Raw genomic sequence first — 15,273 nt, 5'->3', positions numbered from 1 at the left:
GATCCGTATGCCTCGCCTGACAGTCTGTTCCGGGTATGTTTCACGTGAAACACCCCCATGCCCTATCCGGAAGCGCCGCCCATGATCCGCACCCTGCTCTGGTGGCCGCTGGATTACATGGGCCGCCATGCCACCAAATTCCTGTTTGGCGGCGTGCTGGTCGGCCTCGCCATCCCGCCGCTGGCCAGTCTGCTGCGGCCGGGCCTGGTGGTCTTCCTGCTGCTGCCGCTGTCGCTGTCGCTGATGCGGCTCGACTGGAGCGCCTTCCAGGCCTATGCGCGACGACCGTTGCTGTTCGTGCCGATCATCATCTTTCTGCTGCTGGTCTGTCCGCTGCTGATGTTTGCCGTGCTGACGCCGCTCGGCCTGCCACGGCCGCTGATGGAAGCCATCGTGCTGATGTCGGCCGCCCCGCCGGTGACGGCAACAGTGGCCTTTGCGCTCATCCTCGGGCTGGATGCGGCACTGGCCGTCATCGTCATGGTGATCGCCACCGCGCTGGTGCCCTTCACGCTGCCGCCGCTGGCGCTGCTGCTGCTCGACATTGAAGTGCAGATGTCGCTGGCCGAATTCATGGGGCGGCTGGCGCTGATGGTCGGCTTCGCCTTTGCTGCCGCCCTGCTGGCGCATTGGAAGCTGCCGCCGGGCTGGCTGAAGAAGAACCAACGGCTGATGGACGGCAGTTCGGTGCTGGCGCTGGTGCTGTTTGCCATCGCCATCATGGACGGCGTCGCCGTCAAGCTGATGGCGCAGCCGGGTTATGTGCTGCTCGCGACAGCCTCGGCCTTCATCGCCAACCTGGCCCTGCAGGCGCTCGGCTATGCCGTCGGCCGCTTTGTCTTCCGCTTCGGACAGGCTGCGGCACTGACGCTCGGCATCCTGACCGGCAACTGCAACATGGGCCTGGTGATGGTGTCACTGGCCGACCGCGCCGTCTTCGACATGGTGGTGTTTTTCGCCATGGGCCAGCTGCCGATGTATATGCTGCCCGGGTTGCTGCGACCGCTGTATCGCCGCATCGCGGCGCGTCCCGCTTAAGGAGCAAAGCATGCCTACCCTGCTGATCACCGGCGCCAATCGCGGCATCGGCCTGGAACTGACCAAGCGTTATGCTGCCGACGGCTGGACCATCATCGCCACCTGTCGCGAACCGCAAAGCGCCAAGGCGCTGAAGGATGTGCGGGGCGTCAGCATCGAGGCGCTGGAAGTGACCGACTATGCGGCCGTGGATGCGCTGGCGCAGAAATACCAGGGCACAGCCATCGACCTGCTGCTGAACAATGCCGGCATCTATGGCCATCGCGACGGCGCGCTGACGGTGAGTGATTTCAACACCTACCTGCAGGTGCTGCAGGTCAACAGCGTGGCGCCGATGAAACTGGCACTCGCTTTCCTGCCGCATCTGAAAGCTGCGAAAGGTGGGGCCAAGATCGCCACCATCTCCAGCCGCATGGGATCGATTGCCGCCGGCGGTGGCGGCGCCTATGCCTATCGCGCCTCGAAAGCCGCGATCAATGCCGGCATGCACAATCTGGCGCTCGACCTGAAATCCAGCAGCATCAGCTGCATCACCCTGCATCCCGGCTGGGTGAAGACCGATATGGGCGGTGCCGGCGCCGATATCGATGTGGCCACCAGCGGTGCCGGGCTGAAAAAGGTGATCGACGGCCTGACGCTGAAAGACACAGGAAAATTCTTCAACTATGACGGCAGCGAGATCCCATGGTGAGCACAGCAAAGACGATCCTGGTCACCGGCGGCAGTCGCGGCATCGGTCGCGCCGTCTCGATCCTGGCCGGCCAGCGCGGCTGGTCGGTCGGCGTGAACTATGCCGGCAATGAAAAGGCGGCGCAGGAGACCGTGCAGGCCGTGCACAAAGCCGGCGGGCGCGCCATTGCCATCAAAGGCGATGTCGCCATCGAGGCCGACGTGATCGCCATGTTCGACGCCACCGAGAAGGCCTTCGGCAAACTGGATGGCCTGGTCAACAATGCCGGCGTGGTGGCGCCGACCGCCGATCTGGCTGACATGCCGCTGGAACGTCTGAAGCGCCTGTTCGACACCAACATCCTCGGCAGCGTGCTCTGCGCCCGCGAAGCGGCGCGGCGCCTGTCGACTCGGCGTGGCGGCAAGGGTGGCGGTATCGTCAACCTGTCATCGGTGGCGGCGCGGCTGGGCTCGCCGAACCTGTTTGTCGATTACGCCACCTCGAAAGGTGCCATCGATACGCTGACACTCGGCCTGTCAAAGGAACTCGGCCCGGAAGGCATCCGTGTGAATGCCGTGCGGCCGGGCATCATCGAGACCGACATCCATGCCAGTGCCGGCGAGCCGGACCGCGCCGAGCGCCTGGGCAAGACCGCACCGCTGGGTCGGGCCGGTACAGCAGAAGAAGTGGCCGAAGCGATCATCTGGCTGCTGGATGATGCCAGCAGCTACGTCAATGGCGCCCTGCTGGATGTCGCTGGCGGCCGCTGAAGCCGTTCAGCGTTTCGAGGTCAGCGCGAGTGGATTGCCATCCCCGGCGCTGGCAAAGAAGATCAGGTAATAATGTGGCGCCTTGCCGTCGCGCGCCAGCATCGCCTGGCGCCGCCGCTCCCAGCATTCGACCCACCATTTCGGATCCTTCAGGGTGACATGCACATTGCTGCCATCGGGGAAGGTCTTTTCCGCCGGGTATAGCGCGATACAGGCATAGACGAAGTGGCGGCCATAGCCGAGCAGTTCATCCACCACCCAGTCCATATCCTCTTCCGGGATATGCTCCATCACATCGGTGCAGATCACGCCATCGAACACTTCATCCGGCAGGGTCGCCAGCGGCGGATAGCCAGGATCATAGAGATGCAGGTGCTGCAGGCCCCAGTATTGCTGCAGGGAGCCCAGCTTCTTGCTGCCCGCAACCGGAAAGGACTTTTTCTGGTAATAGCTGCCCTTGCCCGAGCCATAGTCCAGCAGCGTTTTGGAGCGGAACTCCTGGATGACCATGCGGATGCGGGCGATATGCGGCGCCAGGCTGGCGCCATCAAAGGTCTCGCTGGACTGGAGCTTGCCGGTGCCGGCGTCATGCATCTGCTTGTAGAAATCGACAAGCTGGGTGTAGCGCGGGCTGGGTGTGCTGCGGGTATACGTCACGCCCCTCACTCCAGATACAGCTTCATGCCGACATGACTGGCCTTGAAACCCAGCCGCTCGTAGAGACGGTGCGCGCCCTGCCGGCTGTTGTCGGAGGTCAACTGCACCACCTTGCAGCCCTTCTCTTTTGCCCGTGCGACAGCGTGGCGGATCAGCTCCGAACCCAGGCCCTTGCCGCGCAGACTGCTCTCGATGCGCACGGCTTCGATCTGGGCGCGCTGCTTGCCCAGGCTGCCAAGACCAGGCAGCACCAGCAACTGCAAGCAACCGATGACGGCACCGGCTTCATTCAGCGCCAGGATCACCTCGGCGCCGATGCGCTGCAGGCCGGCAAAGGCGATGCCATATTCGGGCGGCAGCGGATCGGTATACCGCTCACGGCCGCCGCCCAGATGGTCGTCAGCCAGCAGGCGCACGATCTCGGGCAGGTCGGCCGCGGTGGCCCGTCTGAACTGCAGGCTCACTCGGCGGCCTCGGCAGCATTCTCGCGCGCCGGATCATAGGCCAGATTCGGCGCCAGCCAGCGTTCCATGGTGGCGAGGTCCATGTCCTTGCGTTTGGCGTAATCGGCGACCTGGTCACGCTCGATACGGCCAATGCCGAAATACTCCGCCTGCGGGTGGCTGAAATACCAGCCGCTGACCGCGGCCGAGGGCCACATGGCAAAACTCTCGGTCAGCGTGATGCCGGCCTTCGCAGTGGCATCAAGCAGGCGGAACAGCGTCGCCTTCTCGGTATGGTCGGGACAGGCCGGATAGCCCGGTGCCGGCCGGATGCCGCGATACTCTTCGGCGATCAGCGCGTCGTTACCCAGCGTTTCATCTGCCGCATAACCCCAGAATTCCTTGCGCACGCGCTCATGCATGCGCTCGGCAAAGGCTTCGGCCAGGCGGTCGGCCAGCGCCTGGGCCAGGATGCCGGAATAGTCATCCTGTTTTGCCGTGAACTCGCGCTTGATCCAGTCGTCCAGTCCGATGCCGGTGGTAACGGCAAAGGCGCCGACATAATCGGCCAGGCCGGTATCTTTCGGTGCGACGAAATCGGCCAGCGAGATATTGGCGCGGTCGCGGTCGCGCTTCATCTGCTGGCGCAGCATATGCAGCCGCGCCACTTCCTCGCCCTGCGTCTCATCGGCATAGAGCGCGATATCATCGTCATCGATCTGCGCGGCCGGCCAGAAGCCGATCACCGCAGAGGCCCGGATCGGCTTTTCCGCGACGATGCGCTTGAGCATCGCCTGGGCATCCTTGAACAGGTTGCTGGCCGCCTCGCCCACCACGGGATCTTTCAGGATATCGGGATACTTGCCGCGCAGCTCCCACGAAGAAAAGAAAGGCGTCCAGTCGATGCGCTCGACCAGCTCCGATATCGGGTAATCCTCAAACACCTTCAGGCCCAGGAACCCCGGGCGCGGCGGCGCATAGCCGTTCCAGTCGATCTTTGTCTTGTTGCGGCGCGCATCCTCAATGCTCTGGCGCGGGCCGGTATTGCGCTCACGGGCATGGATGTCGCGAATCTTCCGGTATTCGTTTGCGATCTCGTCGGTATAAACCGGGCGGTCGTTGGCCGAGACCAGCCGGCCGGCGACGCCGACCGCGCGCGAGGCATCGGTGACATAGACCACCGGGCCCTGGTAGTTCGGTGCGATCTTGACGGCCGTATGCACCTTGGATGTGGTGGCGCCGCCGATCAGCAGCGGCAGGTTCAGGCCTTCGCGCTGCATTTCGCTGGCGACATAGCACATCTCATCCAGGCTGGGCGTGATCAGGCCGCTGAGGCCGATGATATCAACCTTCTGCTTCTTGGCTTCATCCAGGATGCGGGCACAGGACACCATGACGCCGAGATCGATCACCTCGTAATTGTTGCACTGGAGCACGACGCCGACGATGTTCTTGCCGATATCGTGCACATCGCCCTTCACGGTGGCCATCAGCACCTTGCCATTGGTCTTGGCCGGGCCGGCATTTTTCTCGGCTTCGATGAAGGGCAGCAGATAGGCCACCGCCTTTTTCATCACGCGGGCGGATTTCACCACCTGCGGCAGGAACATCTTGCCGGAACCGAACAGGTCGCCCACCACATTCATGCCGTCCATCAGCGGGCCTTCGATAACCTCGAGCGGCCTGGCAACGATGTGGCGCGCCTCTTCGGTATCCTGATCGATGAAATCGGAAATACCGTGCACCAGGGCATGCGTCAGGCGGGCGCGCACATCCTTTTCGCGCCAGGACATGTCGATTTCCTGCGACCGCGCGCCGCCCTTGAAGCGCTCGGCGATTTCCAGCATACGCTCGGTGGCATCGGGGCGGCGGTTGAGAAGCACGTCTTCCACGCGCTCGCGCAGTTCGAGCGGGATATCCTCATAGACCGGCAGCTGGCCGGCATTGACGATGCCCATGTCCATGCCGTTCTGCATGCCGTAATATAGGAACACGGCATGCATCGCCTCGCGGACCTGCTCGTTGCCGCGGAAGGAGAACGAGACATTGGAAACACCGCCCGAGATATGGCAGTGCGGCAGGTTCTCGCGGATGCGTTTTGCACCCTCAAAGAATTCGACCGCATAATTGTTGTGTTCCTCAATACCGGTGGCGACCGCGAAGATATTCGGGTCGAAAATGATGTCTTCCGGCGGGAAACCGACTTTCTCGGTCAGCAGTTTGTAGGCGCGGGCGCAGATTTCGTATTTGCGGTCTGCGGTATCGGCCTGGCCTTGCTCGTCAAATGCCATCACCACGACGGCGGCGCCATAGCGGCGCACCTTGCGGGCCTGAGCAAGGAAAGCTTCCTCGCCTTCTTTCATGCTGATCGAATTGACGATCGCCTTGCCCTGCACGCATTTCAGGCCGGCCTCGATGATCTCCCATTTCGAGCTGTCGATCATGATCGGCACACGGGAGATGTCGGGCTCGGACGCGATCAGGTTAAGGTACTTCACCATCGCCGCCTTGGAGTCGAGCATGCCCTCGTCCATGTTGACGTCGATGATCTGGGCGCCACTCTCCACCTGCTGGCGCGCAACCGCGAGCGCGGCGTCGAAATCGCCATTCAGGATCAGCTTGCGGAACTTGGCCGAACCGGTGACGTTGGTACGCTCGCCGATGTTGATGAAGACCGGGCCGTTGAAGCCGCGTTCCTTCAGATCGGACATGTCAGACTCTTTCCTGGTCATGCGGCGGGCACGGCAAAAGGCTCGAGGCCGCTCAGGCGCAGCTGCGGCGGAATGGTCGGGATGCGACGCGGCTTGATGCCCTTCACACTGTCGGCAATCGCCTTGATATGTTCCGGCGTGGTACCGCAGCAGCCGCCGACGATATTCACGAGGCCCGATTGCGCCCATTCGCGCAGATGCGCGGCGGTGGTATGTGGCGCTTCATCATATTCGCCAAACTGGTTGGGCAGGCCGGCATTGGGATAGGCACTGACCGGCACATCGGCGACGCGGCTCAGCTCAGCGATATAGGCGCGCATCTGCTCGGCGCCGAAGGCGCAATTGAGGCCGACCGAAAACGGCTTGGTGTGACGCAGGCTGTTCCAGAAAGCCTCGGTGGTCTGCCCCGACAGCGTGCGACCGGAGAGATCGGTAATGGTGCCCGAGATCATGATGGGCCATTCCTCGCCCAGTTCATCGAACAGCTCGTAGACACCGAAGGCAGCGGCCTTGGCATTCAGCGTATCGAACACCGTCTCGATCAGCAGCAGGTCGGCGCCGCCCTCGATCAGGCCGCGCGCCTGTTCCTTATAGGCATCCTTCAGTTCATCAAAGGTGATGTTGCGGAAATCCGGGCGGTTCACATCAGGCGACAGCGAGGCCGTGCGGTTGGTGGGCCCCATGGCGCCGGCGACAAAGCGCGGCTTGGACGGATCCTTGGCGGTGTATTCATCCGCCGCCAGCCGCGCCAACCGGGCGCCCTCGCGATTGATGTCATGCACGGCGGACTCAAGATGGTAGTCGGCCTGGCTGATCCAGGTGCCGCTGAAGGTGTTGGTCTCGATGATGTCCGCGTCGGCATCGAGATATTCCTTGTACACGGCAAGGATCACATCGGGCCGCGTCAGGTTCAGGACATCGTGATTGCCCTTGAGGTCGCTGTTGGCGCCCTTGAAACGGTCGCCGCGATAATCGGCCTCGGTCAGTTTGCGACGCTGCAACATGGTACCCATGGCACCATCCAGCACCAGGATGCGTTCTTTCGCGACTTTGGCCAGCAGCGCGCGACGCGCCTGGCGCTCCTCAAGCGTGGTCATCGGCATACTCCTTACGCGGCGGCTTCGCCGGCCATGCTCGGCTTCGGCCGCACGCCCAGCACGTGGCAGATCGCATAGGTGAGATCGGCGCGGTTGAGCGTATAGAAATGGAACTCGTCGATACCGGCCGTCAGCAGGCGGCGGCACTGTTCGGCAGCGATATGGGCGGCCACCATGCGGCGGGTATCAGGATCGTTGTCGAGGCCATCGAACTGATCGGCCATCCAGGCCGGTACGCTGGCGCCGCAGGCGGCCGAGAATTTCACCACCTGGCGGAAATTGGTCACCGGCAGGATGCCGGGCACGATCGGCACCGTGATGCCGGCCGAGCGGGCACGGTCGAGGAAACGGAAATAGACATCGGTATCGAAGAAATACTGGGTGATGCAGCGCGTGGCACCGGCATCGACCTTGCGCTTGAGATGCTCCAACTCGACACGCGGCGAAGCCGTATCCGGATGACCCTCGGGATAGCAGCCGACACTGATCTCAAAATCGCCCACCTTCTTCAGGCCGGCAATCAGATCGGTGGAATTGGCATAGCCCTGCGGATGCGGCGCGAAGCCGCCGGTGCCTTCCTGCGGGTCGCCGCGCAGCGCCACGATATGGCGGATGCCGGCCTGCCAGTAATGCTGGGCGACCTCGTCCACTTCGCCCTTCGACGCACCGACGCAGGTGAGATGCGCCGCCGGCTTCAGTCCGGTTTCGTTGAGGATGCGGACCACCGTGTTATGCGTGCGTTCGCGGGTGGAACCACCGGCACCATACGTGACCGAGACAAAACGCGGCTCCAGCGGGGCCAGGCGGGTGACGCTGCGCCACAGGCTCTCTTCCATCTCCGTCGTCTTGGGCGGGAAGAATTCAAACGACACCTTCAGGGGGCCCGAGCGGCGGGCGGCATGGGCATTGCTATCGGGGAGCGTCATTCGGCGGCACTCTTCTGCTGGGAATTCTGGATGGCATTGCCGCGCTTGACGGCGCGCCAGACATGCACGGTGAGCGGCTGGCCCGGCAGAGCCGTGACCGGGTCGAGATCAAGGCCGGCAGCAGCGCACCAGTGCCGCAGCTCGGCATCAGCAAAGCCAAGGCGACGATGGGCATGGCGGGCGCGCAGATCTTCCAGATCATGGGGTGCGAAATCGACGATCACCAGGCGACCCTGCGATTTGAGCACGCGGGCCGCCTCCTGGATCACCTTCTGCGGTTCATCGGCAAAATGCAGCACCTGATGGATCACCGCGGCATCGACGCTGCCACTATCCAGCGGCAGGGCATACATGTCGGCCTGGCGCACCTGGCAATGCTTGATGCCGGCCCGTTCCAGATTGCTACGCGCGATGCTGAGCATGTCGCGGCTCATGTCGACGCCCAGGCCGCGCTTGACCCGGGGCGACAGGATTTCCAGCAGCCGGCCGGTGCCGGTGCCGATATCCAGCAGGTCGTCGATTGGCGTCGCATCGCCCAGCAGCTTCAGCACGGTGGCCTCGACCTGGGCCTCGTCGATATGCAGCGAGCGGATCGCCGACCAATGCGCGGCATTGTCGCGGAAATAGCGTTCGGCGGCATCGGCACGGGCGCGCTTCACGGCCACCAGCCGTTCGGCATCGCGCGCCAGCGTCGCATCGGTGGCCGGCAGCAGGGTGGCGAGCGCGCGCACCAGCGGCGCCCCGGCCAACCGGTCGCTCACCCGGTAAAAGGCCCAGGTGCCTTCCGGCACGCGTTCAAGCAGCCCGGCCTCGCAGAGGAGTTTAAGATGGCGGGAAACGCGCGGCTGGCTCTGGCCCAGAATCTGGGTCAATTCGGACACGGTCAGTTCGCCTTCGGCACACAGGGCCAGCAGGCGCAGCCGGGTCGGCTCGGCCGCGGCCCGCAGGGCGGCCATCAGGATATCCAGGGTGAAACTCGGCTCGACGCTCATGGCGGAAATATAAACATATCTTTATGTATTTGTGTAGCGCTTAAACGCCCATTCAAAAAGAATCATGGTTTTCACCCGGCAAGCGCGTTATGTATTCGCCTCGTTAAGGCCTTATTCTCGACCTAAAAGATTAGGTATCTCCTAGCTTTAACCGCCAAGCTTTCACGGTTGTGCCCCCCATGCCCGCTGTCCTGCTGCTGCCCCGCCGCTTCCTGCTTGCCGCCCTTGCCGGCCTGCTCCTTAGCCTGCCAGGCATGGTCCAGCCGGCCAAGGCTGCCACGCCCCCTGACCAGTTCGTCCGCGAGGTTGGCGGCGACACGTTGAAGGCCCTGGGCGATCGTTCTCTGACCACCGAGAAGCGCGAAGGTCTGGTCCGCACCCTGCTCACCACCCATCTCGATCTCGATGCCGTGGGTCGCTTCTGCCTTGGCCGCTACGGTCGCGGCCTCACGGACGAGCAGAAGAAGGAATATGACCAGCTCTTCCAGGAGTATCTGGTGAAGGTCTATTCGCAGCTGCTGTCGCAATATAACGGCGAGACGCTGGAGGTGCGCGACGGCACCCGCGCCGCCGGTAGCGAGTCGATCGTCGAATCGCAGATCAACCGCCCGAGCGGCCCGCCGATCCGCGTTGAATGGAAAACCCATCACAAGGATGGCAAGCCGCTGGTCACCGATGTGGTGGTGGAAGGCGTGTCGATGGCCTTCACGCAGCGCCAGCAGTTTGAATCGGTAATCCAGAACAACGGCGGCAAGATCGACGCTCTGTTCGCCGCGATGAAAAAGCAGATTGCCGGCCGCCGCTAGGCCGTAGCACAGAAACACAAAAGGCCGGCCGTCGCGAAACGGCCGGCCTTTTTTTATGGTGGCAATCCGGTCAGGCGCTCATGGCTGGCGTGGCCGTCAGCTCCAGCGCGTAACCGGCCGAACGGACCGTGCGGATCACGTCAGCCTCGGAATCACCGTTCAGCGCCTTGCGCAGGCGACGGATATGCACATCCACGGTGCGCTGCTCCACATAGATGTCGCGGCCCCAGACCGCATCCAACAGCTGGTCGCGCGACAGCACGCGACCGGGGTGTTCCAGGAAATACCGCAGCAGGCGGAATTCGGTGGGACCGAGATGAATGTCGCGGCCGTTCCGCGTCACCTTGTGCGTGGCGACATCCATCACCAGTCCGCCATAGGTCAGCACTTCTTCCGCCAGGGCCGGACGGATGCGACGCAGCACCGCGCGGATACGCGCCAGCAGCTCACTGGGTGAGAAGGGCTTGGCGATATAGTCGTCAGCCCCGGCATCGAGGCCACGCACGCGGTCGGCTTCCTCGCCACGCGCCGTCAGCATGATGATCGGCACGTTACGGGCATTGGGATCGCGTCGCAGCTGGCGGCAAACTTCAAGGCCGGACAGGCGCGGCAACATCCAGTCGAGCAGGATGAGGTCCGGCATATGCTCGGCCACCTTCAACAGGGCCTGCTCGCCATCCATCGCCTCGTCGACGGTGTAGTTTTCCTTTTCAAGATTGTACCGCAGCAGCGCCAGCAGCGCGGCCTCGTCCTCGATCACGAGGACACGCGGCTTCACCGTGATATTCATCGCGGGCCTCCCGGGACATTCACCACCGCATAGGCGGTGTCATCCCCTTTCGGGCGATCTTCCTTCGGCATCTCGCCCAGAACCGTGTAGTGGATCAGCTCGGCGATATTGGTGGCATGATCGCCAATCCGCTCGATATTCTTGGCAATGAACAGCAGATGCGTGCAGGGCGTGATCGAGCGCGGATCTTCCATCATGTAGGTCAGCAGTTCGCGGAACAGGCTGGTGTAGAGATCGTCCACCTCTTCATCGCGTGCCCAGACCGCGTCGGCCTTGGCGGCATCATCGGTGATATAGGCATCCAGCGTATCCTTGATCAGCGCCTGCACCAGGGCGGCCATGCGCGGGATCGCATGCACCGGCCGCACCAGCGGCGCCTGGTTCAGCGCGACGGCGCGCTTGGCCACGTTCTTGGCATAATCGCCGATGCGCTCGATCTCGGACGAGATGCGCAGTGCGGCAACAATCACGCGCAGATCGGCGGCCATCGGCTGGCGACGCGCCAGCATCTCAATGGCAAAATCGTCAACCTGGTTGCGCAGGGTATCGATCTTGACATCGCCATGGACCACTTCCTCAGCCAGGCTGCTGTCGCGCTTGACGATCGCATCGACCGCGGCGGCGAGCTGCGATTCAGCCAGCCCACCCATCTGCACGATGAGCGTGGAGAGCTTCTTCAGTTCGTCGTCGTATCTCTGGACGATATGTTGCGGCATAATTCTGTCCTCGTTCTGATCAGCCGAAGCGACCGGTAATATACCCCTGGGTGCGTTCATCCTTGGGGTTGGTGAAGATCACCCTGGTGTCATCGGTCTCGACCAGGCTGCCTAGATGGAAGAAAGCGGTGCGTTGTGAGACACGCGCAGCCTGCTGCATCGAATGGGTGACGATGACGATGGTGTACTGCTCGCGCAGTTCATCCATCAGCTCCTCGATATGCGCCGTGGCAATCGGATCCAGCGCCGAACAGGGCTCGTCCATCAAGATGACTTCCGGTGACACCGCGATGGCGCGGGCGATGCACAGGCGCTGCTGCTGGCCGCCGGACAGGCTGGTCCCCGATTCCTGCAACCGGGTGCCCACTTCTTTCCACAAGCCCGCCTGCTTCAGTGAAGTTTCGACAATATGGTCGAGATGTTCATTGTTTTCTGCCAGGCCGTGGATGCGCGGCCCATAGGCAACATTCTCATAGATCGACTTCGGGAATGGATTGGGCTTCTGGAACACCATGCCGACGCGGGCGCGCAACTGCACGACATCGACCTTGGCATCGTAGACATCGAGCGCATCAAGCTGGATATCCCCGATCACGCGACAGTCGCGGATGGTGTCATTCATCCGGTTCAGGCAACGCAGGAAAGTCGACTTGCCGCAGCCCGACGGGCCGATCAACGCGGTGACGGCGCGGGCCGGGATATCGAGATCGACATCCTTCAGGGCCTGCTTCTCGCCGTAGAAAACGCCAACCTTGCGGGCGACCATCTTGATTTCGATCTCGGACTGACGGAGATCGTTATGCGTACCGTTTTGCATGGGAAGTCCTTATGGGCTCCGGGGAAGGGTTGATCAGCGCCTGTTACTTACCAGCGACGCTCGAATTTCTTGCGCAGCAGGATGGCTGCCAGATTCATCAGCAGCAGGAAGACCAGCAGCACGATGATCGCAGCCGAGGTCTTTTCGACAAAGCCGCGCTCGGAACTGTCTGCCCACATGAAGATCTGCACCGGCAGAACCGTGGCGGCATCGATCGGGGTGGCCGGGATATCGACGATGAAGGCGACCATGCCGATCATCAGCAGCGGCGCGGTTTCACCCAGCGCATGCGCCATGGCGATGATGGTGCCGGTGAGAATACCGGGCATGGCGAGCGGCAACACATGATGCAGCACGACCTGCAGCGGCGAGGCGCCCAAGCCCATGGCGGCCTGCCGGATCGAAGGCGGCACAGCGCGCAGTGCTGCACGGGAGGCGATGATGATGACCGGCAGGCTCATCAGCGCCAGCACCAGGCCGCCAACCAGCGGCGCCGAGCGCGGCATGCCGAAGAAGCCGATGAAGACCGCAAGGCCGAGCAGGCCGTAAACGATGGAGGGGACGGCGGCGAGGTTGTTGATGTTGACCTCGATCACCTCGGTCCAGCGGTTCTTCGGTGCGAATTCTTCCAGATAAATCGCCGCCATGATGCCGAGCGGGAAGGCAACGATCAGCGTGATCAGCAGCGTGTAGAATGAACCGACCACACCACCCCAGACACCGACCAGTTCGGGCTCACGGCTATCCGCGCCCGTGAAGAATCGGGTGTTGAAGCGCAGTTCAAGATCACCACTGGCCTTGAGCGTGTCGATCCAGCGGACCTGGTTGTCCTTGACCCGCCGCTGCTCCTCGGGAGCAGTCGTATCGACCTGCTTTTTCACGAAGACATCGATATCCGATGCGGTCGGCAACCATATGGTGATTGTCTGGCCGATCAGCGTGGGATCGGCAGCCACCATGCGCCCGACCTGCGATTCAGCACCGGAACTGACCAGAGCCTGCAGACGGCGGCGATCACCGCGGCTCTGCACCTCGGGGAATTTCTTCTGCAGCGCCTCCAGAATGATCGCACCATAGTTGCCCTGCATGATCTTGCGGACATCCGTGGTGCCGACCGGCGCGATCTGTTCGGCGCTCAGTTGCAGATCCAACCGAACATGGGTCTGCTGGAAGGCGGTAAACCCGGCGCTGACAATCGTGAACAGCAACAGGCAAAGCGCCGCCACCGAGAAGAGGATCGCCGCCAGGCCGATCATCTTGAATCGGGATTCAGATGCATAGCGGGCGCGCAGGCGCTTGGTCGCCGCGTCGGTCATATGAACACCGGGTGCCACGACGGCGGCCGGAGCTGTGCGCGGGGCAGTATCGGCCAAAATATCAGTCATATTGTTCCCGGTATTTCTTGACGATGCGCAGGGCAATGATGTTGAGGCTGAGGGTGACGATGAACAGCACCAGGCCCAGTGCGAAGGCGGCCAGAGTCTTGGGGCTGTCGAATTCCTGATCACCGACCAGCAGCGAGGCGATATGCACGGTCACTGTGGTGACCGCCGCCAAAGGATTGGCCGTCAGATTGGCCGCAAGGCCTGCTGCCATCACCACGATCATGGTCTCACCCAGTGCACGGCTGAATGCCAGGATCACCGATGCGGCAATACCGGGCAGAGCCGCCGGCAGGATCACGCGCTTGATGGTTTCTGATTTGGTGGCGCCAAGGCCAAAGGAGCCATCGCGCAGGCTTTGCGGCACGGCGTTGATCACGTCATCCGAGAGTGACGAGACGAAGGGAATGATCATGATGCCCATCACCAGGCCGGCGGCGAGCGCAGACTGCGAGGCCACCGCCAGACCGATGCTTTCGCCGGCATCGCGAATGAAAGGCGCCACTGTCAAAGCGGCAAAGAAGCCGTAGACCACGGTGGGAATGCCGGCCAGCACTTCCAGGGCCGGCTTGGCAAAGGCGCGTACCTTGGGCGCGGCATATTCAGCCATATAAACGGCGGCCATCAGGCCGACCGGCACCGCAACGATCATGGCAATGGCCGCGATCAGCAGCGTGCCGGCAAACAGCGGCACCGCGCCGAAGGCACCGGATGAACCGACCTGATCGGCGCGGATCGCCATCTGCGGCGACCAGGTAAGGCCGAACAGGAATTCAAAGGGATTGACCGATGCAAAAAAGCGCAGCGCTTCAAAAACCAGCGACAGCACGATGCCAATCGTGGTCATCACCGCAATGGTCGAGCTGACAATCAGCAGCACATTGGCGATCCGCTCGACACGATTGCGGGCGCGAAAATCCGGCGCGATGCGGCTGCGGCCATACAGCAGACCAGCGATACCAAAAGCCATGACAATCACCCAGAGCGCGGTGGTGCCGAGCTGGCGCAGGCTGATGTAATGGTCGACAACGGGGCGCAGCGTGGCATCGGCCTTGTCGAGCGGAATGTTGCCATAGGCCATGTTGCGGATATCGGAAATCACCAGGCCGAGCTGGTCGGCGGGCAGGCGACGGACCGCTTCGGGCAATTCGCTGATCACCAGGCTGCGCACCAGCGCATCTTCGAAGGCGATCCAGACACCGAACAGCAGCAGCGCCGGCAGGCCGCACCAGATCACGACATACCAGCCATAGAACATCGGCAGGGAATGCAGGTTGCGGATTTTGCCGCTCGCGGCAGCCATGGCCCGCGACTTGCCGAGATAGTAGCCGATGATGGTCAGGCCGAGCAGAACCAGAAGCAGCAGCGACAATGACATCGTCTTCCCCGGCAAAGAAAATCAGCGAATGTGAATGCGATTAAGAACGTGACGAAAAGATCCGGCGGCCGGGATACCCG

14 protein-coding genes and 1 pseudogene are annotated in these 15,273 nt (G+C 62.6%); 4 read left to right on the top strand and 11 right to left on the bottom strand.

Annotation, left to right across the window (positions count from 1 at the left end):
• Positions 1-57: 57 nt before the first annotated feature.
• From AAG821_RS10055 to AAG821_RS10045, 3 genes are read left to right on the top strand one after another with little or no spacing between them, the layout of a single operon-like run.
• The gene (locus AAG821_RS10055) at positions 58-1,038 is read left to right on the top strand and encodes a hypothetical protein (protein ID WP_341913194.1); all 981 of its coding nucleotides are present in this window, start codon (positions 58-60) and stop codon (positions 1,036-1,038) included.
• Between the two features lie 10 nt (positions 1,039-1,048).
• Complete coding sequence (locus tag AAG821_RS10050) at positions 1,049-1,729, top strand: SDR family oxidoreductase (protein ID WP_341913196.1); 681 nt, start codon at positions 1,049-1,051, stop codon at positions 1,727-1,729.
• Positions 1,723-2,478, top strand: coding sequence for an SDR family oxidoreductase (locus tag AAG821_RS10045; protein WP_341913198.1), 756 nt, complete (start codon positions 1,723-1,725; stop codon positions 2,476-2,478). The genes AAG821_RS10050 and AAG821_RS10045 overlap by 7 nt, the downstream gene beginning before the upstream one ends.
• Positions 2,479-2,484: 6 nt before the next feature.
• Here the strand turns inward: AAG821_RS10045 and AAG821_RS10040 are convergent, their stop codons facing one another.
• The 6 genes and pseudogenes from AAG821_RS10040 to AAG821_RS10015 all read right to left on the bottom strand — a co-directional run bounded on the left by AAG821_RS10040 (position 2,485) and on the right by AAG821_RS10015 (position 9,304).
• Positions 2,485-3,135, bottom strand: a complete 651-nt coding sequence (locus AAG821_RS10040) for a hypothetical protein (protein ID WP_341913200.1) — start codon at positions 3,133-3,135, stop codon at positions 2,485-2,487.
• Positions 3,136-3,140: 5 nt separating this feature from the next.
• Positions 3,141-3,599, bottom strand: coding sequence for a GNAT family N-acetyltransferase (locus tag AAG821_RS10035; RefSeq protein ID WP_341913201.1), 459 nt, complete (start codon positions 3,597-3,599; stop codon positions 3,141-3,143).
• Positions 3,596-6,313 (bottom strand): annotated as a pseudogene (metH, locus tag AAG821_RS10030) (methionine synthase); the annotation flags it as partial. The pseudogene metH and the gene AAG821_RS10035, both read right to left, overlap by 4 nt.
• Positions 6,307-7,386, bottom strand: coding sequence for a homocysteine S-methyltransferase family protein (locus AAG821_RS10025; protein ID WP_341913202.1), 1,080 nt, complete (start codon positions 7,384-7,386; stop codon positions 6,307-6,309). The pseudogene metH and the gene AAG821_RS10025, both read right to left, overlap by 7 nt.
• Positions 7,387-7,397: 11 nt before the next feature.
• Positions 7,398-8,312, bottom strand: a complete 915-nt coding sequence (gene metF / locus AAG821_RS10020; RefSeq protein ID WP_341913204.1) for a methylenetetrahydrofolate reductase [NAD(P)H] — start codon at positions 8,310-8,312, stop codon at positions 7,398-7,400.
• The gene (locus tag AAG821_RS10015) at positions 8,309-9,304 is read right to left on the bottom strand and encodes a metalloregulator ArsR/SmtB family transcription factor (RefSeq protein ID WP_341913206.1); all 996 of its coding nucleotides are present in this window, start codon (positions 9,302-9,304) and stop codon (positions 8,309-8,311) included. Before AAG821_RS10015 ends, metF begins: the two co-directional genes overlap by 4 nt.
• A 179-nt stretch (positions 9,305-9,483) precedes the next feature.
• Here AAG821_RS10015 and AAG821_RS10010 point away from each other — a divergent pair, with 179 nt between their 5' ends.
• On the top strand, positions 9,484-10,110 hold the full coding sequence (locus tag AAG821_RS10010; protein ID WP_341913208.1) for an ABC transporter substrate-binding protein: 627 nt from the start codon (positions 9,484-9,486) through the stop codon (positions 10,108-10,110).
• A 70-nt stretch (positions 10,111-10,180) separates the two neighbouring features.
• On the opposite strand, the gene phoB is transcribed toward AAG821_RS10010, so the two are convergent.
• The 5 genes from phoB to pstC form a co-directional block, all read right to left on the bottom strand.
• Positions 10,181-10,900: a phosphate regulon transcriptional regulator PhoB gene (gene phoB, locus AAG821_RS10005; protein WP_341894146.1), complete on the bottom strand. Its 720-nt coding sequence runs from the start codon at positions 10,898-10,900 to the stop codon at positions 10,181-10,183.
• Positions 10,897-11,616 (bottom strand): phosphate signaling complex protein PhoU, encoded by a 720-nt coding sequence (gene phoU / locus AAG821_RS10000; RefSeq protein WP_341913210.1) that lies wholly within the window; start codon positions 11,614-11,616, stop codon positions 10,897-10,899. Before phoU ends, phoB begins: the two co-directional genes overlap by 4 nt.
• Positions 11,617-11,635: 19 nt before the next feature.
• Positions 11,636-12,433: a phosphate ABC transporter ATP-binding protein PstB gene (pstB, locus tag AAG821_RS09995; RefSeq protein WP_341913211.1), complete on the bottom strand. Its 798-nt coding sequence runs from the start codon at positions 12,431-12,433 to the stop codon at positions 11,636-11,638.
• A 47-nt stretch (positions 12,434-12,480) separates the two neighbouring features.
• Positions 12,481-13,749: a phosphate ABC transporter permease PstA gene (gene pstA / locus AAG821_RS09990; RefSeq protein WP_341913249.1), complete on the bottom strand. Its 1,269-nt coding sequence runs from the start codon at positions 13,747-13,749 to the stop codon at positions 12,481-12,483.
• Positions 13,750-13,810: 61 nt separating this feature from the next.
• Positions 13,811-15,193, bottom strand: coding sequence for a phosphate ABC transporter permease subunit PstC (gene pstC / locus AAG821_RS09985; protein WP_341913213.1), 1,383 nt, complete (start codon positions 15,191-15,193; stop codon positions 13,811-13,813).
• Between the last annotated feature and the right edge of the window lie 80 nt (positions 15,194-15,273).

Origin of the sequence: Ferrovibrio terrae, from assembly GCF_943372915.1 — a bacterium.
Taxonomy (GTDB): Bacteria; Pseudomonadota; Alphaproteobacteria; order Ferrovibrionales; family Ferrovibrionaceae; genus Ferrovibrio; species Ferrovibrio terrae_A.
The sequence above is the reverse complement of the archived record's forward strand: the minus strand, read 5'-3'. Positions and strand labels throughout refer to the sequence as shown.